This window comes from Acidimicrobiia bacterium, assembly GCA_040878325.1.
Lineage (GTDB): Bacteria > Actinomycetota > Acidimicrobiia > Spongiisociales > UBA11373 > JAUYIV01.
Genome location: JBBDMM010000006.1, coordinates 155,176 through 176,334 on the forward strand (window position 1 = coordinate 155,176; position 21,159 = coordinate 176,334).

A 21,159-nucleotide genomic window follows, 5' to 3' on the forward strand; every position below is an offset into this window, starting at 1 on the left:
GGCTCTTCCTATCGGTCAGGTCGTATCGGCACTGCCGTCAGCCGCCTTGAACACCCTTCCAATGTGGCGCCATCGCCTCGGCAACCATCTGCACCGACTGCCGGGCTCGCCGGGGCGAGGCGGCCGACGGCGGCGACGCAGGCTCGCCGGCCGCGCCCCGCAGGGTGGCGGCGACCGAGGCTTCGATCGCCGCCAGGTCGTAGCCCCCTTCGAGGAAGTAGACGGTCGGGATCCCCAGGGACGCCAGGTCCGCCGCCATCCGCTGGTAGTCGGCGGCCTCGAGCATCAACCCGGCGAGCGGATCGGCGCGATGGGCGTCGTATCCGGCGCTCACCAGAACGCGAGCAGGGGCAAACTCGGCGAGCACCGGGACCACCACCCGATCGAACGCCTCCGCATACGCGTCGCCCGCGGTCCCGGGAGGAAACGGGAAGTTGATCGTCCGCCCCTCCCCGGGGCCGCTGCCCGTCTCCTCGAGCCATCCGGTACCCGGGTAGAAGGGAAACTCGTGAAGCGACAGGTAGAGCACTTCACCGTCGGTGTAGAACATGTCCTGGGTGCCGTTACCGTGGTGAACATCCCAGTCGATGATCGCCACCCGATCGCCGCGGCCCCGGATGCGATCGGCCGCAACCGCCACGTTGTTGAACAGACAAAAGCCCATCGCCCGTGCCCCCAGGGCGTGATGACCGGGCGGGCGCACCACGTTGAAGGCCACCGTGGCATCGCCGTCGTCGATCGCCTGCAGGGAGGCGAGGCCCGCACCCACAGCCCGCAGCGCCGCGGTCCACGAGGCGGGCACGGCGGAGGTGTCCGGATCGAGCGCCCCACCGCCGGCTGCACAGAAGTCGCGGATCGCCTCGACATACGCCGGGTCGTGCACCCCGAACAAGTCGGTGATCTCGGCTTCGGGGGCGAGTCGCTCATCCACCTCACCTCCCCACGATCGGGCACCCCGGAGGGCGGCGGTCACCCTTTCGGGACGCTCGGGATGGCCGGCACCCGTGTCGTGGTCGAGGAACGCCTGGTGGTGAAAGAGCAGCGGTCGCATCGCCACCACTCTGCCACGAGCCGCCGCGGGGATTCGGCGCGACCGGCCCGCACCTACCATCGCCACCGTGACAACACGAGTACGGGTCGAGGGCAGTTGGCCCGAGCCGATCACACTGAGGAGGGGTTGGGCCCGGGCCGAGTCGCGACCGTGGAACGATGTCGTCCCGATGGCTCACCTCCGTTTGATGCGCGGCGGAGGAACCCAATTCCTCAGTGACTGCGTCGAGGCCCTCCGCGAGGTCGGAGCATCCGCGGTGCTGTCACCCCCACTCCCCCGGTCTGCGCAGCAGACATGGTGTGACGCCGAGTTCGTGCATCACGCCGACCTGGCGCTGCTCCGTACCACCCTCGATCGAATCCCTCCGCCGGCACATCTCGTTCTCGTCGGAGGAGAGGCCGACGTCGAGGAGGCGCTGCGCATCGACGCCGCCGCCTTCGACGACTTCTGGCGGTTCGACCGGCGAGCAATGTGTGAGGCGATGGCCTCCACCCCTCGCGCCGTCCTTCATGTGGTCCGCAACGCCGGCGGCGGACTCGCCGGCTTCGCCGTCAGCGGGGCCGGCACATCGATCGCCTACCTGCAACGCCTGGCGGTCGATCCGGGGAGCCAGGGCCGCGGGATCGGTCGGTCCCTGGTCCGGTCATCGGCGCGATGGGCCAAGCGGATGGGGTCGCGGGTGCTCATGCTCAACACCCAGATCGACAACGACGGAGCCATCGCCCTCTACGAGTCGGAGGGCTTCGTCGCGCTCATGGAGCCCCTGGCGGTACTGAAGAACGCGGGGTGAACAGAGAGGCAAGAATCAAGAATCAAGAATCAAGAATCAAGAATCAAGAGTCAAGAGTCAAGAGTCAAGACCGTGGCAGGTTCGAGTCTTGAATCTTGGCTCTTGATTCCCTCCCACAAGACAGGACCCTGCATCCGCCCCTGGGCTACTTCAATCGGTAGGCAATTCCGATCACCCCGGGGCCGGCGTGGGTTCCTACCACCGGGCCGAGGCGGGAGAGCATGACCGTGGGGTAGCGAGCGGCGACCTCGTCCCGGAACGACTGGAGGTCGTCCGGATCCGAGTGGACCACGGCCAGTGCCTCGACACGGTCGACGATTCCGTCGAGGTGCTGGAGGATCGCCGCCACCGCCTTCTTCCTGGTACGGACCCGCCCTGCGGGCGAGACCACCCCGTCGGCGAACGCGATGAGCGGCTTCAGGTCGAGCAGATTTCCGAAGAAGGCCGCCGCCCCTCCGATCCGGCCACCGCGCTTGAGGTACTCGAGAGTGTCGAGCGTCGCCAGCAGATTGGACTTGGCGGCGGCATCCACCGCGATCCGCTCTGTCTCAGCGATGGTGGCCCCGGCCTCCGCCGCCTGGGCTGCCTCGACCACCACCAGCCCGAGGGCGGCCGAGACCAGCCGGCTGTCGATCACCCTGACCGGGATCCCACCGCCGTAGCTGTCGACGGCGAGCACCGCCGCCTGGTGGGTGGCGCTGATCTCCGATGAGATACAGATCACCACCACCCCGTCGGCCCCCTCGTCGGACAGCCGGCTGAATGCCTCCTGGAACCGACCGACCGACGGAGCCGCGGTCTCCGGAGTCACCGTGCCGCCTGTCAGCTTCGACCAGAAGTCGTCCTTCGAGAGCTGCTCACGGTCGACGAAGTCCTCGTCGCCGAAGCGGATGGTCAGCGGTACCACCGTGAGCCGGTGTCGCTCCACCACGTCATCCGGAAGGTCACAAGAGGAGTCGGTGATGATTCGAATCATTACGCCCGCAGTCTCGCGCGTGTTTGGCCTGCTTGCGCCGCCGGGTGGCAATTCGCAATTCGCATCTCGATGAACCGGAGCCTTCAACATTCGGCACGCTCGCAGCGCATTGCGCATTGCACCGAGGGCGCACACGGCCTCGGACCCTCATTACCGTCTGGGGAATGACCGACCGCGCCGAGCTCGACGCCATTCTCATCGGGCGCTACCTCCAGGGGGAGGTGGCCGCCTTCGACGAGCTGATGCGCGCCCACGAGGACCGGGTGTTCGCGGTGTGTCTGCGAATGCTGCGCGATCGGGAAGCGGCGCTGGATGCCACCCAGGAGACATTCATCGCGGTATTCCGCAAGGCCGATCGGTTCGCCGGCCGCTCCGCGTTCAGTACCTGGCTGTACCGGGTGGCGGTGAACACGTGTTACGACCAGGCCCGCCGCAGGCGGCGCCACGCGGCGGTCCCCCTCCCCGATTCGAACGATCCGGTCGATGTATCCGCCGACGATCGGTTCACGTCGGCCGAGTTGAGGTCGGATATCGAAGCCGCGCTGGCCGCCCTACCCGACGAGTTCCGGGCGGCCGTCGTCCTCGCCGACGTCGAGGGTCTCGCCCTCCAGGCCGTCGCCGACATCCTCGAGGTCCCGGTGGGCACGGTGAAGTCACGGGTATTCCGGGGCCGCCGCCTGCTCGCCGAATCTCTCGGGAACCTGAAAGGCCCTTCCGACACTCCTATCCGAGAAGCCAATGCCTGAATTCGACCACGACCTCATCGCCGCCCTCGCCGACGGCCGCCTCGACCCGAGTGAGGCCGCCGCGGCCGAACGCGTGATCGCCGCCGACGGCGAAGCAACCGCGGCGCTCGCCCAGCACCGCCGGGCGCTCGCGGCCGTGCGGGCTGCTCCCCCGGCCAACCTCACCGACGGCGAGCGAGAACGCGTCCATATGGCAGTGGCCGAGGCCATCGGGTTCGACCGCACCCCGGCGTCGGCCGCGTCGGGTCGGCGGGCACCCTGGGGCGCCATCACGGTGGCCGCGGCGACTCTGGCCGCCCTGGTGGCTGTCGTCCCCATCGCCGGCCTGCTGACCAGCGACCAGCCCGACTCCTCCGACGTGTCGTTGGGGCTCGCCGAGGTCGACGCGTCCCGCACCGCCGAGGACGCCGGCGCCGAGCCGATGGCCGGGGTCGACTCCACCATCACCGACGGCATGTCCACGACGCCGGCGAGCGGAGACTCCGAAGGGGCTCCGGCCGCCGCCGACGACGACGTCGAGGAGGCGCTCACCGCATTGGCCGACGACCCGGCCGGCAGCAGGTACCGGGCTACCTCCCCCACCCCCGAGACAGCCTGTGCCGCCGAGGCGTCCGACCAGATCGACGCGTCCCCCGACGCTCTCGAGTTCATCGAAATGACGATCGGAGACCGCCAGGTGATGGTGTTCTTCACCATCGTCGACGGAGCGCTCGACGGCGCCGCGGCGTACTCGCCTGTCGATTGCGAGCTTCTCGGCACCCTCCCCTGAGAGCCGATCTCCTGCGCATCGTCCGGCGTCGCCGATGGCGCCATCGACCGATCCAGGCTCTAACCTCGGGTGTATGGCCGACCAGGACCAGACCCGCGACGACTACCCGGTGAGGATCGCCGACTTCCTGGAGTCGGTGGCCACCAAGATCAGATCGATGACGGTCGACAAGGTGGCCCGGGTCATCACTTACGTGACGCTGGGGTTGGTGGCGCTGACCCTCGTCGCCACCGCCCTCCTCTTCTTCCTGGTGGGTCTGTTCCGGATCACCGGCGAGTTGACTCGCAAGGCGTGCGATTGCACCCAGTACATGGAGATCACATACGCGGTGATCGGTGGAGTATTCCTGGCCCTCGGAGCGTTGTTGTGGTCTAAGCGGGTGAGCGAATAGGCTCGCCCCGGGATCAGACGCAAGGACGATCAGTGACCGAGAAGCTCACCATCATCGGCTCCGGCCCCGCCGGGCTGACCGCGGCGATCTACGCCTCCCGGGCCAACCTCGAACCGCTGATGATCGAGGGCATGGCCGCCGGCGGCCAGTTGATGCTGACCACCGACGTCGAGAACTACCCCGGCTTTCCCGACGGGATCATGGGGCCCGAACTGATGGAGCTGTTCAAGAAGCAGGCCACGAGGTTCGGTACCAGGATCGTCACCTCCGACGTGTCGAAGGTGGATCTGTCACAGCGGCCCTTCAAGATCTGGGTCGGCAATGACGAGTACCAATCCGAATCGATCATCGTGTCCACCGGCGCGTCGGCGCGCTGGCTGGGCGTGCCCGGCGAAGACAAGCTCCGCGGCTATGGCGTGTCGGCCTGCGCCACCTGCGACGGGTTCTTCTTCCGCGACCGACCGATCATCGTGGTCGGCGGAGGCGACTCGGCCATGGAGGAGGCGTTGTTTCTCACCAAGTTCGCCTCCAGGGTCACCGTCGTTCACCGTCGCGACGAGTTCCGGGCGTCGAAGATCATGGCCTCCAGGGTTCTGGAGCACGACAAGATCGACGTCCGTTGGAACACCGTCGTCGATGAGATCCTCGGTGACGGGTCGGTTACCGGGGTGCGGCTCACCGACCTCGAATCTGGCGCCACCGAAGAGTTCGCCACCGAAGGCGTTTTCGTCGCCATCGGCCACGATCCGAACACCGGCCTCTTCGAGGGTCAGCTCGAACTCGACGAGAAGGGCTACCTCAAGGTGTTCGGCAGCACTGCTACTTCGGTGGACGGGGTGTTCGGCGCGGGCGACGTGGTCGACCACACCTACCGCCAGGCGGTCACCGCAGCCGGCATGGGGTGCGAGGCCGCCATCGACGTCGAACGCTGGCTCGACGCCCAGGCCGGCGACCACTATCCCCCCGCAGGGTCACGAACCTCGACCGCGATGGTCGCCGATCAACAGGAGGTGAAGGCCGCAGGGCCCGCCAATGGCTGAAAATGTGATAACCGCAACCGATCAAGGATTCGCCGACCTCATAGCCGGCGACACTCCGGTGCTCGTCGACTTCTGGGCCGAGTGGTGCTCGCCATGCCGGATGATCGCCCCGGTCGTCGAGAAGATCGCCACCAACCACGCCGGCAAGATCACCGTGGCAAAGCTGAACGTCGACGAAAACCCCAACACCGCGATGCAGTACGAGGTGATGAGCATTCCCACTCTCATCGTGTATCAGGGCGGCAACGAGAAGAAGCGCATCGTGGGGGCGCGGCCCGAGCAGGCGATCCTTTCGGAGATCGACGAGTTCATCTCCTAGTTCGACACCAGCCGGACCCCGGGCCGCCAGTGAAGCGTTCACTTTCTGTCAGGATTGGCTGACATGGCCCTGTATCAAATAGGCGACACCGGGGACGCCGTGCGCGACATTCAGGACCGCCTGACAGCGGTCGGCCTCGCCATCAACGGCGATCGCTTGGGTGAATTCGGTGAAGGCACCGAGGCGGCGGTTCGTTCGTTCCAGGAATCGAGACGGCTCGCTGCCGACGGCATGGTCGGCCGCGAGACCTGGCGCATCCTCGTCGACGCCAGCTACACCCTCGGTGATCGGCTCCTCTACTACCGGATGCCGATGCTGCACGGCGACGACGTGGCCGAACTGCAGAGCCGACTCAATGCACTGGGCTTAGAGGCCGGAGCGGTGGACGGCATCTTCGGCCCGGCCACGCTGAAGGCCGTGCTCGAATTCCAACAGAACCGACTCATGGCCGAGGACGGGATCATCGGCCCGGCGGTGGTCGCCGAGTTGACCCTGATGTCGCGCGAGACCGGGAAGATGGGACGGCACGAACTGAAGGAGCGGGTGTGGCTGTCCAACCTGCCCCGCTCCCTCGCCGGCCACCGGGTGTTCGTGGACCCCTACTGCCGAGACGATCGCGAGTCCATCGAGGCGTGGGCTGCCGCCCGTGGGGCGATCTCCACGCTGAGCGATGCCGGCGCCCACCCGGTGCTCAGCCGCTCGGCCGACACCCGCCCTGCCGAGCGGCTCCGCGCCGAGCACGCCAACGAGGTGGGGGCGTTCATCGTCATCGGGTTCGCCCTGCCGTCCACCGACGTCCCCGGGGTCTACTTCTACTCGTCGGCTCGAGGCGAGAGCGAGGCAGGAGAGAGGATCGCCGTTGCGGTCGCCGCCGGGCTGGGGGTCGAAGCGGTGGGCCGGGTCACCCCCCTGCTCCGCGACACCCGCGCTCCGGCGATCGTGGTGGCCCTACCCCGCCTGGACGCGGCGGTCGGCGCCTCGACCGCTCGCAGCGTGGAGTCCTGGTTCGAGAATCAGTAGTCGGTGCCGACCGCTCACTGGCTCAGTTCCCGATAGATCCTCTCCAGATCGTCCACTGATCCGAACCTTATGGTCAGCCGTCCCCCACCCCCCCGTCCGTACTGGATGGTGACGGACGAGCCGAGACGGTCCGTCAGTCGCTCCTCGAGCGCAATGATCTCGGCGGGGCGCTCGCGGCGGGCGGGACCGGCCGATTCAGGATCGCCACCGTCGTGCTTCCGGACCGCATCTTCGACCTGACGGACCGACCATCCTTCGTCGGCGGCTCGATTGGCGGTTCGCACCGCGAAGGCAGTGTCGCTGGTTCCGAGTAGAGCCCGAGCCGCGCCGGCTGAGAGCCTGGCGTCGGCCAGCAGGCCCTGAATGGCTCCGGGGAGGTTCAGCAATCGCACGGTGTTGGTGATCGCCGACCGGCTCTTCCCCACCCGCTCGGCGACCTGCTCGTGTGTCATGTCAAAATCTTCCATGAGGGTTCGGTAGGCGGCGGCCTCCTCCAGCGAACCGAGATCCTCGCGCTGCAGGTTCTCGATCAGCGCTTCGGCCAGGCGACCCGAGTCGTCGGACACCCGGATCATCGCGGGGATCGTGTCCAGGCCGGCAAGCTTGGCGGCTCGAAGCCGCCTCTCCCCTGCCACCAGCACGTGCCGGCCTTCGTCGTCTGCCGGCCCGATCACTATTGGCTGCAGGACCCCCACCTCTCTGATCGAGGCGGCCAGGGCCTCGAGGGCCTCTTCGTCGAAGCGCTCTCTCGGCTGGCGTGGATTGGGGGTGATCGCTCCGATCTGCACCCAGGCGAACCCCTCCGTCGGTACGGTCGTCGACAGGAGGGCATCGAGCCCCCGCCCCAATCCGGACTTACGTGGTGCGGCCATGTCTCCTCCTGAACTCCTCGGCGAGCGAGCGGTAGGCGATGGCCCCACGGCTCATCGGATCGAACGACTCGATGGGCTCCCCGAACGACGGGGCTTCGGCCAGTCGCACTGTGCGGGGAATCACCGTGCGGTAGGCCCGATCCCCGAAGTGCTCCCGGACCTGCTGCGATACGTCGGAGGCGAGAGTGGTGCGGCGATCGAACATGGTTATCACTGCTCCCTCGATCTCGAGTCCAGGGTTAAGGTTGGTCTGGATTGCATTGATCGACTTGAGTAGTTGGCTCAATCCTTCGAGGGCGTAGTACTCGGCCTGGATCGGGATGATCACCTCATCCGCCGCGGTGAGGGCGTTTACGGTTATCAGCCCGAGGCTCGGGGGGCAATCGATGAACACGAAATCGAACACCCGCTCGAGCTTCTCGATGGCGATCGCCATCTGACGCTCCCGGGAGAACCGAGCGACCAGCTCGATCTCTGCCGCCGCCAGATCGATCGAGGAAGGGGCGACGAACAGTCTGTCCATCGCGGTGGGCAAGATCACTTCGTCGAGGCCGGCCTCGCCCAGCATCACGTCGTATACCGACTTCACCACCGTGCGTCGATCGATGCCGAGGCCACTGGTGGCGTTGCTCTGCGGATCGCAATCGATGACCAGCACCTGCTCCCCCATCGTGGCAATGGCGGCAGCCAGGTTGATGGCGGTGGTCGACTTACCGACCCCGCCCTTCTGATTGGCGAAAGCGACGACGGTTGCGCGGGAACGAGCGAGGTCAGGCACCGAGGCGCATGATAAGGATCCAGGCGGGTCCGTCAAGGATTTCGGGTGGCGTGCCCACCACCTCCGCTTGCAGGCCCAACGCGGTGGCGATCCCCACCAGGTCCCGGGTGCGATCCGGCGGCTCCTCCCGTCGGCTCAGCCCGAGGACTGCGGTGCCGGGAATCCCCAGCAGGCGCCCGGCCAAGCCAACGGCCTCCGGTGCCTTGACCGATCCCCGAAAGACCAGGCCGGACCACTCGTCGGCCACATCGAAGACGTCGCCCTGGGCGACTCGAACATTCTCCAGGCCGAGGATCCTCACCGCCCTGGTCAGCAGCCGGATACGGCGCCCCCCGCGATCGAGCACGGTGACCTCGGTGTCCGGCCACAGGATCGCCAGTGGGATCCCGGGGAGACCTACCCCGGTGCCCACGTCGAGAATCTCGGGCGGGGCAGCCGGCCATGCGGCGGAGAAGGCGACGGAGTCGGCGATGTGTCTCCCCCAGATACGGTCGGATTCTCGCGGACCCAACCCGCCGGCCGGAATCGCCTCGTGAATCAGCCACTCCGCGTACGCCTCGAGCATTTCGCCCTGGCCGTCGGAGAGTTGGTGGCCGGCCCAAACGGCCGCGCTGCGGGCGAGGTCCAGAGAGTCCATGGTGAAGAAGGTAGCAGGGCCACCGGCTCCGGCTCCAGCTACGGCTCCAGCCAGAAACGGGGGATCGGACGGCACAGTTTCACGTGAAACAGAGCAAATTTGAGATCGGTGTTCCACGTGAAACATCAACAGCTGTGGGGGGTTTGGGCCCGCGCGTCTGGCCGGAGCTGGAGCCTGGAACCGGGGCTGGGCCGCCGGGGCTCTTCCGGCTGGAGCCGGAGCAGGAGCCGGGGCTGCTACTCCGCGGCGACTATCACGGACCGGTGGGGCTCTTCGCCCTCGGAGTACGACCGGACCCCGTCTATCTCGCCCACGGTGTCGTGGACCACCTTGCGGTCGGCGGAGTTCATCGGCTCGAGCATGACTTCGCCGCCTTCGGCGATCACCTTGTCGGCGAGTCGGCGGGCATAGATGCGGAGCGCCTCGCGACGGCGCTCGGTGTAGCCGGCGATGTCGAGTCGGATGCGGGCGCCCTCCTGGGTCTTCCGCTGAACGATGGTCCGGCAGAGCTCGAGGACCGACTGGAGGATGATCCCCTTGGTGCCAACGAGCGCTTCGGTCTGTTCGCCGGCGACGTCGGCGTAGATGATCTCCTCCTCGACCCGCACGGAGACCCTGCCCTCGAGCCCGAAGGCCTCAAGCAACCCCTTGAGAAACCGCTCGATCTCGGCTGCCTGCTCGTCGACCCCGATCACGTCGCGATCATCTGGGCGCGCCCTCATTTCCTCACGCTCCTTGGAACGATCATCTCGCTTCGGAGGCCTCGGCTTCGGGCTGCTGGCCGACTTGGATCCACGGTCTCCTCCCCTTCCTGCGCTCGACGAGGGCTGGTCCGACTCGCGAGGCTTCGTCCCCGAACCACCCCGCGGGCGGCGCGAATCGCCACCCGAACTGCGGGTCCGTCGCCCGTTGCTCGGCTTCGGTGGTCTGCGTCGAATGCGAACCACGGCGCCTTCGCCTCCGATTCCGAGGAATCCTCGGGTCGGCTGCTGCAGGACCTCGATCTCTGCCTCATCCTGAGACTTGAGACCCAACTCCTCGAGTCCCGCCTCGATGGCGGTCTCTACCGACGGTCCCCTGACGTCCACGTACTCCCTGGAAGACACCTACTTCCTCCTCCGCTTCTTTCCCCGCTTCTTCTTCGAGACGTTGGAACTCCGTTGACCGCCGCTCGAAAGAGGCCGGGTGGCGGTGGGGGAGTCGTCGCTCGGTCGGGTTTGCTTCCCTTCCTTTGGGGATGCCGCCTTGGTGGGGCTGGATCCCTTCTTGTCGCCTCCGTCCATCCCGAGGATGAGGGCCTGCTGCCCGATCCTGAAGATCTGGCTGGCAGCGAAATAGACCACCAAGCCCGCCGGGAGGGTGTAGGAGATGAACCCAAAGAACAATGGAAAAATCTTCATGATAGCCTGGCCGGGAGGCTGCTGGCCGCCTTGGGCACTACTGCGGGCCATGGTCTGCCGCTGCTGCCAATAAGCGGTGAAGACCACTATCAGGATCGTGAGGAAGTAGGGGATCGCATCAATGACGCCGATGTTGAGGGCGTCGCTGGGGGAGACGCTCAGGTCCATCCACAGGAAGTCGACCCGACCCTCGGCCACCGCCGCCGCCAGCTCGCTGCCTTCGGTCACCCATTTCCCCGGGTTGCGCAGCACGCTGAACAGGGCGAACCAAATCGGCATCTGGAGCAGGAGGGGGAGACACCCGGCGGCGGGATTGACCCCGCGCTCCTTGTAAAGCGCCATCATTGCGGCCTGTTGGGCCTGCCGGTCGTGCTTCAGTTCCTTCTGAATCCGCTTGACTTCTGGCTGGATGTCTTGCATCGCCTTCATCGAGCGGGTCTGCTTGAGGGTGAGGGGGAACAGCAGAATTCCGATCACGATCGTGAGCAGGATGATGGCGATCCCGAAGTTGGCGATGAGGCCGTAGAAGAAGCTCAGCGTCGCTCCGATGAGCTCCTGAATGCCGTTCCAGATCCCCGACATCAATGAACCCCTATCTCATCGCGGTGCGGAACCGGGTCGACTCCGCCTTCTCTCCACGGATGGCATCGCCCGATCCGCTTCACGGCCATCCAACTGCCGCGCATCGCGCCCCACTCGTCGATCGCCTCGAACGCGTATCCCGAGCACGTGGGCTGGTACCGGCAGCGCCGCCCGACCAGGGGCGAGAGCGCCTTCCGATAGAGGACGATCAGTCGCTGCAACCACCAGCCGGGCTGGTAAGGCTTCAGCGTTCCCTTCAGATCTTCCACCACTCACTCCTGTTCCATCGTCGCCGTCCGGGCCCAGGCCACCAGCGCCTCGAATGGCGCTCGGACCACGGCCGCGGAGGCAATCACCACAAACTCGCGGCCCTCCCGCAGCGGGACGAGGCGTAGCGCCTCGCGCAACCGCCGCTTGGCCCGATTCCTTCGGACCGCGTTACCCACCGCCCGGCCGGCGACCACCGCCACCCTGGGAGTGCCCGGCTCACCCGGTGCGGCGAAAACGGTGATGCCGCCGACGCGTCGACGCGTCCCGACCCGCCGCACCCTCCCGATGTCGGAACTCTTTCGCAGCGGGGCGTAGGGCGCCACGGCGATGCTGCGACCTATGCGGAAAGCCGGCGTCGGCCCTTGAGGCGCCGGCGCTTGAGAATGGCGCGGCCAGCCCGCGTCCGCATACGCAGCCGGAAGCCATGCCGCTTCTTACGGCGGCGAACATTCGGCTGATAGGTGCGCTTCATGAGGGAGTCCCGAGAGAAGGAAGAGGATGCTTTCGGGTGAGGTTACGAAGAGTTGGTCGACTTTGTCAAAGGTGAGGCACCCGCAGGAGCCGTTCGCGAGAAATGACAATGAGTCGCGAAAGATCACTTAGCGGCCTGATCGTCCACGCCTTCGTCCCCACCGCCACGAAGTCGCGAAATCCATCTCTGATTGTCCTTGATCCATAAGGGGTTTTGATGGTCGCCAACCCGGTCGCCGGTGGATAAGCCGCGTTTTGTCGTTCTTGTGGGCCGCGAGGGCCATTTCATATACTCGCCGTTCACCGGTCCCCCAACCGGTCGACTTCCCAGGGTCATCGACCCAGCGGCGCGCTGGGTGGGGCAAGAGTAAGAGCGGGAAATCCGCCCTTCTCCACAGGTGTGGATACCCCTGTGGAGAAACGATTCGGTCATGAGAGCACTCGAGGGAGCACGTGGAAGCCCATCCGGCCGCTGAGAGTTGGGATCAGTTTCGCCAATCGCTCCGATCAAGGGTCACTCCAGTCACCTGGAGGACCTGGCTGGAGGGCCTGTCTCCCCAGAGCATCGACGCAGGTGTCGTCCGCATCCTCGCCCCCAGCGAGTTCCATCTCCGCTGGGTGAATGAGAAGTATCGGCCGATCATCGAGGAGTCGGCCTCCGCCGTGTACGGCGACGGGGTGGTGGTCGAGATGGCGGCGAGCGAGATGCCGCTGTTCGACAGTCCAACCGTCGACGATGAGTTGGGGCCCGATACGCTCACCGAGACCCCCACTCCCGTGGAAGGGGAGGACGATCCCCTCGTCCCCAAGTACTCCTTCGAGAACTTCGTGGTGGGCCCCTCCAACCGCTTCGCCCACGCCGCCGCCCTCGCCATCGCCGAGCAGCCTGGGGGCCACTACAACCCGCTCTTCATATACGGGGCAGCCGGCTTGGGGAAGACCCACCTGCTGCAGGCGATCGCCCAGCACTGCGCCGACCTGAATCCCCGCCTCGAGGTCTGTTACCTGACATCCGAGGAGTTCTTCAATGGTTTCATCGACGGCATCCGGCGCAAGCGGATGGACGAGTTCAAGGCCCGCTACCGCAGCGTCGACATGCTGCTGCTCGACGACGTTCAGTTCCTGGAAGGCAAGGAGCAGATCCTCGAGGAGTTCTTCCACACCTTCAACTCCCTTTACGAGGCAGGCAAGCAGTTGGTGTTCTCGTCGGACCGGCCGCCCAAGAGCCTCTCCAGCCTCGAAGACCGGATTCGAAGCCGGTTCGAGTGGGGCCTCACCACCGACATCCAGCCCCCCGACGTCGAGACCCGGCTGGCAATCCTTCGCAAGAACGCAGCGTTTGCCCCCGTGGTGGTGCCCGAGCCGGTGCTCGATTTCATGGCCAACCGGGTGGTCGACAACATCCGTGAGCTCGAAGGGGCCCTGACCCGGGTGACCGCCTATGCCGCGCTGACCCATCAGCCGATCGACCTCGAGATGGCCGAGGACGTACTGCAGGATCTCGGGCCGGCGCACAACGCCATGCCCATTAGCCCCGGCAGGATCCTGGCGGCCTCCTCCGAGTCATTCGGGGTGTCGATCGGCGACCTCGAGGGACCCAGCCGCAAGCAGCCACTGGCGCGTGCCCGCCAGGTGGCCATGTACATCTGCCGTGAGCTCACCGACCTGTCTCTGCCCAAGATCGGCAGCCTGTTCGGCGGTCGGGACCACACCACCGTGCTCCACGGGGTGAACAACGTGGCCCGGCTCATGAAGGAGGATCAGCAACTGTTCGATCGTGTCACAGCCCTGTTGCAAAGTCTGAGGAAATCGTGATCATCTATCCACAGTCTCCCCAGGGCACCCGGCAGGGTGTTCACAACCTCCCCCGGTCGTCCCCACCCCGGGGGACGACGAATCGCTCGCTGGCCTGGCCCGATGGCGGTTTCTCCACAATCCACACCCCCTACTACTGCTACTACTTGTTCTTTCAATAAATACAGTCGAAGAAGAGAGAGGGACACCCTGTGCGCATCAGAGCGGAACGAGACGACTTGGTCGACGTGCTCGGCCGCGCCGCCCGCGCCGTCGTAGTTCGTTCGCCGCGACCGATCCTCCAGGGGGTGCTCGTCGACGTCCGCGGCAAGACGATGCGGATCACCGGTACCGACGAGAACATCACGGTCAGGACCCAACTCGACGTCGAGGTTCTCGAGGAGGGCACCACGGTCGTACCTGCTCGCCTGGCCACCGAAGCGGTTCGCAAGATGCCGTCGGGGGCGGTGGTGGTCCACGCCGAAGGCGGCGAGGTCGAGATCACCGGGAACGGGCCCCGGTTCCGGTTCCGGGAGTCCCCGGTCGACGACTTCCCGCGGATCTCCGAGCCAGATCTCTCCGACTCGGTGAAGGTCGCCGGCGACGAATTCGTCGACGCCGTCAACCAGGTGGGGGTCGCCGCCTCCAACGATGACGCTCGCCCGATCCTCACCGGGGTGTATTTCGAGAGTGAGGAGGGGCGGCTGCGCCTGGTAGCGACCGATTCATATCGGCTGGCGGTACGCGACCTCCCCTCGGTCGACGCCCAACTATCCGGGCTGGTGCCGGTGCGCGCACTCAAGGAACTGGGTCGCAGCATTGGTGCTTCCGAGATGCAGGTTGCGATTGGGGACCGCGAGGCGGCGTTCTCTTCCGACCGGGGCACGCTCACCGCCCGGCTGATCGAGGGCACGTTCCCCAACTACCGGCAGCTCCTCCCCCCCTCGTATCCGAACCGGCTCAGCCTCTCCCGCGACGGGCTGCTCGAGGCGATCGACCGAGCGTCGCTGGTGGCCGAAGACCACATCCCCATCCGGCTCACGCTCCAGAAGGGCGGGGTGGAGCTGAGCGTCACCCGACAGGACGTCGGTGGCGAGACCGAGCATGTCGACGGCGAGTACTCGGGTGAGGAGATGACGATCGCCTTCAACAGCCGTTATCTCAACGACGGCGTCAACGCGGTCCAGGGCGACGAGGTGGTGCTCGATGTGATGGACCCCCTCAAGCCCGGCCTGTTGCGCGGCGGTGGGCACGACGACTTCGTCTATCTCCTCATGCCCGTCCGGCTTTGAGCGAGCCGATCGCGTGCAACTGGTCTGGCTCGAACTTCGCGACTTCCGCTCGTACGAGTCTCTGGCGTTCCGTCCCGAACCAGGTGTGAACGTTCTCGTCGGCCCGAACGGCGCCGGCAAGTCGTCGATACTCGAAGCAATCGGTTACTTAGCCACCCTGTCCTCGTTCCGGCGTGCTCCCGAAGGGTCGTTGGTGCGGGACGGCGCCGACTCGGCGATCGCCCGGGGCGAGTTCTTCTCCGGCGGGGGAGGCACCGTCATCGAAGTCGAGACGCCGCGGACGGGCCGCCGCAGAGTGCTCCTCAACGGCAAGCGCGCCCAGGGCCGCGCCGATGTGGCCGCGGCCGTAACGGTGGTGGCATTCCTCCCCGACGATCTCGACCTGGTCAAGCGCGGCCCCGCCTACCGGCGCGAGTACATCGACGACGTCGCCGCGCAGGCGTGGCCGGCAGCCGGCGCCGAGCAGGCCGAGTACGAGCGGGCTCTGCGCCAACGGAATGCCCTTCTCCGCAAAGAGGGACGCCGTGCAGACGGGCCCACGCTCGATGTGTGGGACGAGCGGGTGAGCCTGCTGGGGGCACGGATCCTCGAACGGCGCCTGGCGGCGGCGGCCCTGCTCGAACCGGCCGTCTCCGGGCTGTATCTGGAGTTGGGGGAGGGCGGCGAGCGGTTCAGTTGGAGTTATCTCTCGAGTGGGTTGGGCACACTGGTCGCCCCATCGTCGGGGGACACCCTGGTGGGACCGCTGCGAAGTGCGATGGCCGCTGCCCGCAGTGATGATCTGGACCGGCGCACCACCACCGTGGGCCCTCATCGGGACGATCTGGTGATGCTCCTCGACGGCCGTGACGCTCGCACCCGCGCCTCTCAGGGAGAGCAGCGTTCGATCGCTCTCGGCCTGCGATTGGCTGCGTTCCGGGTGCTGTCAGACCGCCGCGGATCGCCGCCGGTGCTGCTGCTCGACGACGTGTTCTCCGAACTGGACGCGGCACGCGGTGAACGCCTGGTGGGTCACCTGCCCCATGCCCAGGTCTTTGTGACATCGGCCCGGTCGGAGGAAGTGCCCATGGTGGGCGCCCGGTGGCGGGTAGACGACGGCGAGGTGAAGGCGGCATGACCGACGACGACCAGGGGCTGCGCCCGGTGGGCCGCGGGGTCGAGAAAATGCTCCGCGACTTGGGAATGCCGGAGATGTTCGACGTCGCCACCATGGTGGAGAACTGGGAGGAGGTGGCCGGGGAGCCCTTCGGGTCGATGGCGGTACCCGACTCCTTTGGCGCCGGTGTGCTGACATTGAGCGTGGCCGACGGGGTGGCCGCATCACTCCTCAAGTACCGGGTCGGTGACCTCATCGGACGGCTCGCTGGCCGTTTCGGGGAGGGGGTCGTGACCTCGGTGCGGATCAAGGTCGGGGGCCGCAAAAAGGGCCTCTGACCTGGCCTTTTCCATTTCTGAGAGATCGGGATTGTCACCGATTCCGGCTATACTTACACCAATGTCGGCGGTGTCCCACTGGAGCCCGCGACCAATCGCCAACTGCCGTCGATGACCCCGGGTCCCTGTTCGGGACGGCGTCGGTGAAGGAACTAAGGAGACTCGTGGTAGGCAAGAGCGCGCCGTCGTATCAGGCCAAGGACATCACCGTTCTCGAGGGTCTCGAGGCAGTCCGGAAGCGGCCGGCGATGTACATCGGATCGACGGGGCCTCGCGGTCTCCACCACCTCATATGGGAAGTCGTCGACAATGCGGTCGACGAGGCGATGGCCGGCTACTGCACCCGGATCGACGTCACCCTCCACGCAGACCACTCGGTGACCGTGCGCGACAACGGTCGCGGCATCCCGGTCGACAAGCACCAGAAGACCAAACTTCCTGCGCTCACCACCGTCCTCACCACGCTCCACGCCGGCGGCAAGTTCGAGCAGGGCGCCTATACGGTGTCGGGCGGTCTCCATGGCGTCGGCATCTCCGTGGTCAACGCCCTTTCTTCGTATCTGGAAGCCGAGGTGGTGCGCGACGGCTTCACCTGGTTGCAGCGGTTCCAGATGGGGAAGCCCACCGCGGCCCTCAAGAAGGGCAAGCCCGCAAAGCGGACCGGCACACAGATTCGATTCCTCGCTTCCCCCGAGACCTTCAAGGAGACCGTCGAGTACGACTACGAGATCGTCTCCGCCCGTCTCCGCGAGATGGCGTTTCTCAACAAGGGTCTGGAGATCCGCCTCACCGATGAGCGGACCGTTCCACACGCCAGCGACACCTTCAAGTACTCGGGCGGGCTGGTGGACTTCGTCAAACACCTCAACGCGAAGCGGGAACCGCTCCACCCCCACGTGATCTCATTCGAGGACACGGCGGACGACGCCGAGATCGACCTGGCCATGCAGTGGACCGACGGTTACACCGAGAACGTGCTCACGTTCGCCAACAACATCAACACCCACGAAGGCGGCACTCACGAGGAGGGCTTCCGTAAGGCGCTCACCCGGGCCATCAACGACTTTGCCCGGGACCGGGGTGTCCTCAAGGAGAAGGAAGAGAACCTCGTCGGCGAAGACATCCGCGAGGGCCTCACCGCCATCGTGTCGGTGAAGGTTCGCCAACCGCAGTTCGAGGGACAGACCAAGACCAAGCTCGGCAACACCGAAGTCAGGTCGTTCGTCGAGGTGGCGATGAACAAGCTTCTTCCTGAGTGGCTCAACCGCTACCCGGGGGAGGCCCGCCAGATCGTCGACAAGTGCATCACCGCCTCCCGGGCCCGGCTGGCGGCGCGCGCCGCCCGCGACCTCACCCGCCGCAAGAGCCTGCTCGAGTCGTCGGGACTTCCAGGCAAGCTCGCCGACTGCTCGTCGCGCGATCCCGCGGTCAGTGAACTGTTCATCGTCGAGGGTGATTCGGCCGGAGGCTCTGCCAAGCAGGCCCGCAACAGCGAGTTTCAGGCGATTCTCCCCATCCGCGGCAAGATCATCAATGTCGAGAAGGCCCGGCTCACCAAGGTCCTCCAGAACACCGAGATCCAGGCGTTGATCACTGCGATCGGCACCGGAATCGGTGAAGAGTTCGACATCACCAAGGCTCGCTACCACCAGATCGTGATCCTCACCGACGCCGACGTCGACGGGGCCCACATCCGCACGCTGCTGCTCACCTTCTTCTTCCGCCACATGCCGCATCTCATCGAGAGCGGCTACGTGTACATCGCCCAGCCACCCCTCTATCAGGTGAAGACCGGCAAGGAAGAGGTCTACGCCTACTCCGACGCCGAGCTGGACGAGGTCAAGAAGGGGCTGAACGGCAAGAAGGCCGCGATCCAGCGTTACAAGGGCCTCGGCGAGATGAATGCGGACCAACTATGGGACACCACGATGGACCCCGATCAGAGGGTCTTCCTCGAGGTCGGCGTCGAGAGCAAGGCGGTCGCCGATGAAATCTTCCAGACGCTCATGGGTGACGACGTCGAAGCCCGCCGGGGCTTCATCCAGCGGAATGCCAAGGATGTCCGCTTCCTCGACTTCTAGGAGAAACAGATGACGGACGACCGGGACGCCCGGGTAGAGCTGATCGACATCGAGCAGGAGGTGAAGGCCTCCTTCCTCGAGTACGCCATGTCGGTCATCGTCTCCAGGGCGCTGCCCGACGTGCGCGATGGGCTCAAGCCGGTACACCGCCGCATCCTCTTCTCGATGTACGACTCGGGCAGCCGGCCCAACCAGCCGTTCCGTAAGAGCGCCCGGGTGGTCGGCGATGTCATGGGTTGGTTCCACCCCCATTCCGGTGAGGCCATCTACGACGCGATGGTTCGCCTCGGCCAGGACTACGCCACCCGCTACCCACTCATCCAGCCGCAGGGCAACTTCGGCACCGTCGATGATCCGCCGGCGGCGATGCGGTACACCGAGGCGCGGCTCGAGGCGTTGGCGATGCACATGCTCGACGGCATCGACGAGGACACCGTCCGCTTCGAGGACAACTATTCGGGGGAGCGGCAGGAGCCGACGGTGCTACCGGCCCGCTTCCCCAATCTGCTCGCCAACGGTTCCACCGGCATCGCGGTCGGCATGGCGACGAACATTCCCCCGCACAATCTGGTCGAGATCATCGACGCGACCATCCACATGATCGACAACCCCGAAGCCACCGCCGAAGATCTCCTCGAGTTCGTCAAGGGTCCCGACTTCCCCACCGGGGCGTACATCGTCGGCACCAAGGGGGCGCGCGACGCGCTGCTCACCGGGCGCGGCTCGGTGAAGATGCGAGCCGTCACCGAGGTCGAGGAGGTGCGGAAGGGGCGCACCGCGATCATCGTCTCTGAGATCCCGTATCAGGTGTCGCGCGACCGGATCATGGAGAAGATCGCCGACATCGTGCGCGACAAGAAGGTCACCGGCATCGCCGACCTGCGCGACGAGAGCGACCGCAACGGCACCCGCCTCGTGATCGAGTTGAAGCGCGAGGCCACCCCGCAGGTGGTTCTCAACCAGCTCTACAAGAACACCCAGCTCCAGGAGAGCTTCGGGGTCAACATGGTCGCTCTGGTCGACGGCGTTCCCCGCACCCTCAACGTCGCCGAGATGATCGGGTACTACATCGATCACCAGATGGATGTCATCGAACGGCGGACCCGGTTCCGCCTCGGCCGGGCAGAGGCCCGTGCCCACATCGTCGAGGGGCTCCTGATCGCCCTCGACAACATCGACGCCGTGGTGGCGGTGATTCGGGGATCGAAGGACACCGACACCGCCCGCCCCGCGCTGATGAAGAAGTTCAAGCTGAGCGAGATCCAGGCGACGCACATCCTCGACATGCCCCTGCGGCGGCTCACCGCGCTGGAGACCACCAAGCTGCGCGAGGAGCACGCCGAGCTGCTCAAACTCATCAAGTACCTCAACGGCCTGCTGAAGAGCCCGGCGAAGCGTCGGGAACTCATCGCCACCGAGTTGAAGGAGATCAGGGAGAAGTTCGGCGACAACCGACGAAGCATTTTCATCCCCGACGATGGCGACATGACGCTCGAAGACCTGATCGCCGACGAGGAGATCGTGGTCACCGTCACCGCCAACGGTTACGTCAAGGCAGTCAATGCTTCCGCCTACAAGACGCAGGGGAGGGGCGGTCGCGGGGTCAAGGCCGAGAATCTGCGCGAGGACGATGTCATCCACCACCTCGTCCACACCACGGCCCACGCCTATCTGTTGTTCTTCACCAACCGGGGCAAGGTGTACCGGATCAAGGCTCATGAGCTTCCACGTAAGGACCGCACCGCCAAAGGGGTACTCGCCCAGTCGGTGCTCCCTCTCGGCCCCGATGAGGTGATCGAGGCCGTGGTCGACACCCGTGACTACGAGACGGCCCGGTACCTGGTGATTGCCACCCGGGACGGGCAGATCAAGAAGACCAAGTTCTCCGACTACGACAGCCGCAACAGCAGCCTCATCGCGATTCGGCTCGCCGGCGATGACGAGGTGGTGGCAGTGCGCACCACCACCGGCAAGAACGACATTCTGCTGTTCACCTCCGACGGGCAGGGGATCCGGTTCAAGGAGAGCGACATCCGGGCCATGGGCCGCGACACGATGGGGGTCAGGGGCGCCCGGCTGCGTGAGGGCGATCACGTGGTGTCGGCGGCGAGCGACCGGGAGGGAGACGAGGTGGTGCTGCTGACCACCGCCGGCTACGGCAAGCGGGTGAAGACCGCCGAGTTCCCCCGTCAGAAGCGGGGTGGCCTGGGGGTGAAGGCCATCAAGCTCACCAAGGCCCGGGGGACCCTGGTGGCAGCCCGCACCATCGCCCCGGGGGCGGAGATCTTCGTCACCTCATCGACCGGAGTCGTGATTCGCACCGGCACCGACAAGATCAGCCGGCAGAAGCGAGACTCCACCGGCGTCAAGGTGATGACGGTCTCCGGCGGCGGAACGGTCACCGCCTTTGCCCAGGTTCCCCCCGAGGAGCTCGTCGACGAGTGAG

At 66.1% G+C, this 21,159-nt stretch carries 24 protein-coding genes; 14 read left to right on the forward strand and 10 right to left on the reverse strand.

The annotated features are described in order from the left end of the window. Positions 1-37 precede the first annotated feature (37 nt). The gene (locus WD184_03335) at positions 38-1,051 is read right to left on the reverse strand and encodes a histone deacetylase (GenBank protein MEX0825781.1); all 1,014 of its coding nucleotides are present in this window, start codon (positions 1,049-1,051) and stop codon (positions 38-40) included. Between the two features lie 67 nt (positions 1,052-1,118). On the opposite strand from WD184_03335, the gene WD184_03340 reads away from it, so the two are divergent. Beyond that, positions 1,119-1,841 carry a GNAT family N-acetyltransferase gene (locus tag WD184_03340; protein MEX0825782.1) on the forward strand — a complete coding sequence of 241 codons (723 nt, stop codon included), beginning with the start codon at positions 1,119-1,121 and terminating at the stop codon, positions 1,839-1,841. A gap of 145 nt (positions 1,842-1,986) precedes the next feature. Here WD184_03340 and WD184_03345 read toward each other — a convergent pair whose 3' ends face one another. Further along, on the reverse strand, positions 1,987-2,817 hold the full coding sequence (locus WD184_03345) for a DegV family protein (protein ID MEX0825783.1): 831 nt from the start codon (positions 2,815-2,817) through the stop codon (positions 1,987-1,989). A gap of 164 nt (positions 2,818-2,981) precedes the next feature. On the opposite strand from WD184_03345, the gene WD184_03350 reads away from it, so the two are divergent. From WD184_03350 to WD184_03375, 6 genes are all read left to right on the forward strand, one after another. Next, entirely contained in the window at positions 2,982-3,563 is a 582-nt protein-coding gene (locus WD184_03350) for a sigma-70 family RNA polymerase sigma factor (GenBank protein ID MEX0825784.1), read from the forward strand. Then, on the forward strand, positions 3,556-4,332 hold the full coding sequence (locus tag WD184_03355) for a hypothetical protein (protein MEX0825785.1): 777 nt from the start codon (positions 3,556-3,558) through the stop codon (positions 4,330-4,332). The genes WD184_03350 and WD184_03355 overlap by 8 nt, the downstream gene beginning before the upstream one ends. Positions 4,333-4,405: 73 nt before the next feature. After that, the gene (locus WD184_03360) at positions 4,406-4,723 is read left to right on the forward strand and encodes a hypothetical protein (protein MEX0825786.1); all 318 of its coding nucleotides are present in this window, start codon (positions 4,406-4,408) and stop codon (positions 4,721-4,723) included. A 32-nt stretch (positions 4,724-4,755) separates the two neighbouring features. Beyond that, on the forward strand, positions 4,756-5,763 hold the full coding sequence (gene trxB / locus WD184_03365; GenBank protein MEX0825787.1) for a thioredoxin-disulfide reductase: 1,008 nt from the start codon (positions 4,756-4,758) through the stop codon (positions 5,761-5,763). Further along, positions 5,756-6,082, forward strand: a complete 327-nt coding sequence (gene trxA / locus WD184_03370; protein MEX0825788.1) for a thioredoxin — start codon at positions 5,756-5,758, stop codon at positions 6,080-6,082. Before trxB ends, trxA begins: the two co-directional genes overlap by 8 nt. 63 nt (positions 6,083-6,145) lie before the next feature. Then, entirely contained in the window at positions 6,146-7,102 is a 957-nt protein-coding gene (locus WD184_03375; GenBank protein ID MEX0825789.1) for a peptidoglycan-binding protein, read from the forward strand. 14 nt (positions 7,103-7,116) lie between these two features. Here WD184_03375 and WD184_03380 read toward each other — a convergent pair whose 3' ends face one another. From WD184_03380 to rpmH, 8 genes are all read right to left on the reverse strand, one after another. Further along, on the reverse strand, positions 7,117-7,974 hold the full coding sequence (locus WD184_03380) for a ParB/RepB/Spo0J family partition protein (GenBank protein ID MEX0825790.1): 858 nt from the start codon (positions 7,972-7,974) through the stop codon (positions 7,117-7,119). Continuing rightward, positions 7,958-8,752, reverse strand: a complete 795-nt coding sequence (locus WD184_03385) for an AAA family ATPase (protein ID MEX0825791.1) — start codon at positions 8,750-8,752, stop codon at positions 7,958-7,960. Before WD184_03385 ends, WD184_03380 begins: the two co-directional genes overlap by 17 nt. After that, positions 8,745-9,389: an RsmG family class I SAM-dependent methyltransferase gene (locus WD184_03390; GenBank protein ID MEX0825792.1), complete on the reverse strand. Its 645-nt coding sequence runs from the start codon at positions 9,387-9,389 to the stop codon at positions 8,745-8,747. The genes WD184_03385 and WD184_03390 overlap by 8 nt, the downstream gene beginning before the upstream one ends. 236 nt (positions 9,390-9,625) lie before the next feature. After that, entirely contained in the window at positions 9,626-10,495 is an 870-nt protein-coding gene (gene jag, locus WD184_03395; GenBank protein MEX0825793.1) for an RNA-binding cell elongation regulator Jag/EloR, read from the reverse strand. Beyond that, the gene (locus tag WD184_03400; protein ID MEX0825794.1) at positions 10,496-11,371 is read right to left on the reverse strand and encodes a YidC/Oxa1 family membrane protein insertase; all 876 of its coding nucleotides are present in this window, start codon (positions 11,369-11,371) and stop codon (positions 10,496-10,498) included. It abuts the gene before it with no gap. After that, positions 11,371-11,631, reverse strand: coding sequence for a membrane protein insertion efficiency factor YidD (gene yidD, locus WD184_03405; GenBank protein MEX0825795.1), 261 nt, complete (start codon positions 11,629-11,631; stop codon positions 11,371-11,373). The genes WD184_03400 and yidD overlap by 1 nt, the downstream gene beginning before the upstream one ends. 12 nt (positions 11,632-11,643) lie before the next feature. After that, entirely contained in the window at positions 11,644-11,964 is a 321-nt protein-coding gene (rnpA, locus tag WD184_03410; protein MEX0825796.1) for a ribonuclease P protein component, read from the reverse strand. A gap of 14 nt (positions 11,965-11,978) precedes the next feature. Continuing rightward, positions 11,979-12,113 carry a 50S ribosomal protein L34 gene (rpmH, locus tag WD184_03415; GenBank protein ID MEX0825797.1) on the reverse strand — a complete coding sequence of 45 codons (135 nt, stop codon included), beginning with the start codon at positions 12,111-12,113 and terminating at the stop codon, positions 11,979-11,981. Between the two features lie 452 nt (positions 12,114-12,565). Here rpmH and dnaA point away from each other — a divergent pair, with 452 nt between their 5' ends. The 7 genes from dnaA to gyrA all read left to right on the forward strand — a co-directional run bounded on the left by dnaA (position 12,566) and on the right by gyrA (position 21,158). After that, on the forward strand, positions 12,566-13,927 hold the full coding sequence (gene dnaA, locus WD184_03420) for a chromosomal replication initiator protein DnaA (GenBank protein ID MEX0825798.1): 1,362 nt from the start codon (positions 12,566-12,568) through the stop codon (positions 13,925-13,927). Continuing rightward, entirely contained in the window at positions 13,924-14,088 is a 165-nt protein-coding gene (locus WD184_03425) for a hypothetical protein (protein MEX0825799.1), read from the forward strand. Before dnaA ends, WD184_03425 begins: the two co-directional genes overlap by 4 nt. 30 nt (positions 14,089-14,118) lie before the next feature. Next, a complete protein-coding gene (gene dnaN / locus WD184_03430; protein ID MEX0825800.1) occupies positions 14,119-15,198 on the forward strand; it encodes a DNA polymerase III subunit beta in 1,080 nt (359 codons plus the stop codon). Between the two features lie 13 nt (positions 15,199-15,211). Continuing rightward, positions 15,212-16,315 carry a DNA replication and repair protein RecF gene (recF, locus tag WD184_03435; protein ID MEX0825801.1) on the forward strand — a complete coding sequence of 368 codons (1,104 nt, stop codon included), beginning with the start codon at positions 15,212-15,214 and terminating at the stop codon, positions 16,313-16,315. After that, positions 16,312-16,632 carry a DUF721 domain-containing protein gene (locus tag WD184_03440; protein ID MEX0825802.1) on the forward strand — a complete coding sequence of 107 codons (321 nt, stop codon included), beginning with the start codon at positions 16,312-16,314 and terminating at the stop codon, positions 16,630-16,632. The genes recF and WD184_03440 overlap by 4 nt, the downstream gene beginning before the upstream one ends. Positions 16,633-16,775: 143 nt before the next feature. Continuing rightward, positions 16,776-18,713: a DNA topoisomerase (ATP-hydrolyzing) subunit B gene (gyrB, locus tag WD184_03445; GenBank protein MEX0825803.1), complete on the forward strand. Its 1,938-nt coding sequence runs from the start codon at positions 16,776-16,778 to the stop codon at positions 18,711-18,713. A gap of 9 nt (positions 18,714-18,722) precedes the next feature. After that, on the forward strand, positions 18,723-21,158 hold the full coding sequence (gyrA, locus tag WD184_03450; GenBank protein MEX0825804.1) for a DNA gyrase subunit A: 2,436 nt from the start codon (positions 18,723-18,725) through the stop codon (positions 21,156-21,158). Position 21,159: the final 1 nt, after the last annotated feature.

Excerpts from the sequence above, each read along its gene's own strand:
- WD184_03390 (MEX0825792.1), bottom strand. The coding sequence starts at position 9,389 with ATGGACTCTCTGGACCTCGCCCGCAGCGCGGCCGTTTGGGCCGGCCAC.
- gyrA (MEX0825804.1), top strand. The coding sequence starts at position 18,723 with ATGACGGACGACCGGGACGCCCGGGTAGAGCTGATCGACATCGAGCAG.
- rpmH (MEX0825797.1), bottom strand. The coding sequence starts at position 12,113 with ATGAAGCGCACCTATCAGCCGAATGTTCGCCGCCGTAAGAAGCGGCAT.
- WD184_03345 (MEX0825783.1), bottom strand. The coding sequence starts at position 2,817 with ATGATTCGAATCATCACCGACTCCTCTTGTGACCTTCCGGATGACGTG.
- WD184_03380 (MEX0825790.1), bottom strand. The coding sequence starts at position 7,974 with ATGGCCGCACCACGTAAGTCCGGATTGGGGCGGGGGCTCGATGCCCTC.
- WD184_03375 (MEX0825789.1), top strand. The coding sequence starts at position 6,146 with ATGGCCCTGTATCAAATAGGCGACACCGGGGACGCCGTGCGCGACATT.
- WD184_03440 (MEX0825802.1), top strand. The coding sequence starts at position 16,312 with ATGACCGACGACGACCAGGGGCTGCGCCCGGTGGGCCGCGGGGTCGAG.
- WD184_03400 (MEX0825794.1), bottom strand. The coding sequence starts at position 11,371 with ATGTCGGGGATCTGGAACGGCATTCAGGAGCTCATCGGAGCGACGCTG.
- WD184_03335 (MEX0825781.1), bottom strand. The coding sequence starts at position 1,051 with ATGCGACCGCTGCTCTTTCACCACCAGGCGTTCCTCGACCACGACACG.
- trxA (MEX0825788.1), top strand. The coding sequence starts at position 5,756 with ATGGCTGAAAATGTGATAACCGCAACCGATCAAGGATTCGCCGACCTC.
- WD184_03355 (MEX0825785.1), top strand. The coding sequence starts at position 3,556 with ATGCCTGAATTCGACCACGACCTCATCGCCGCCCTCGCCGACGGCCGC.
- WD184_03350 (MEX0825784.1), top strand. The coding sequence starts at position 2,982 with ATGACCGACCGCGCCGAGCTCGACGCCATTCTCATCGGGCGCTACCTC.
- WD184_03360 (MEX0825786.1), top strand. The coding sequence starts at position 4,406 with ATGGCCGACCAGGACCAGACCCGCGACGACTACCCGGTGAGGATCGCC.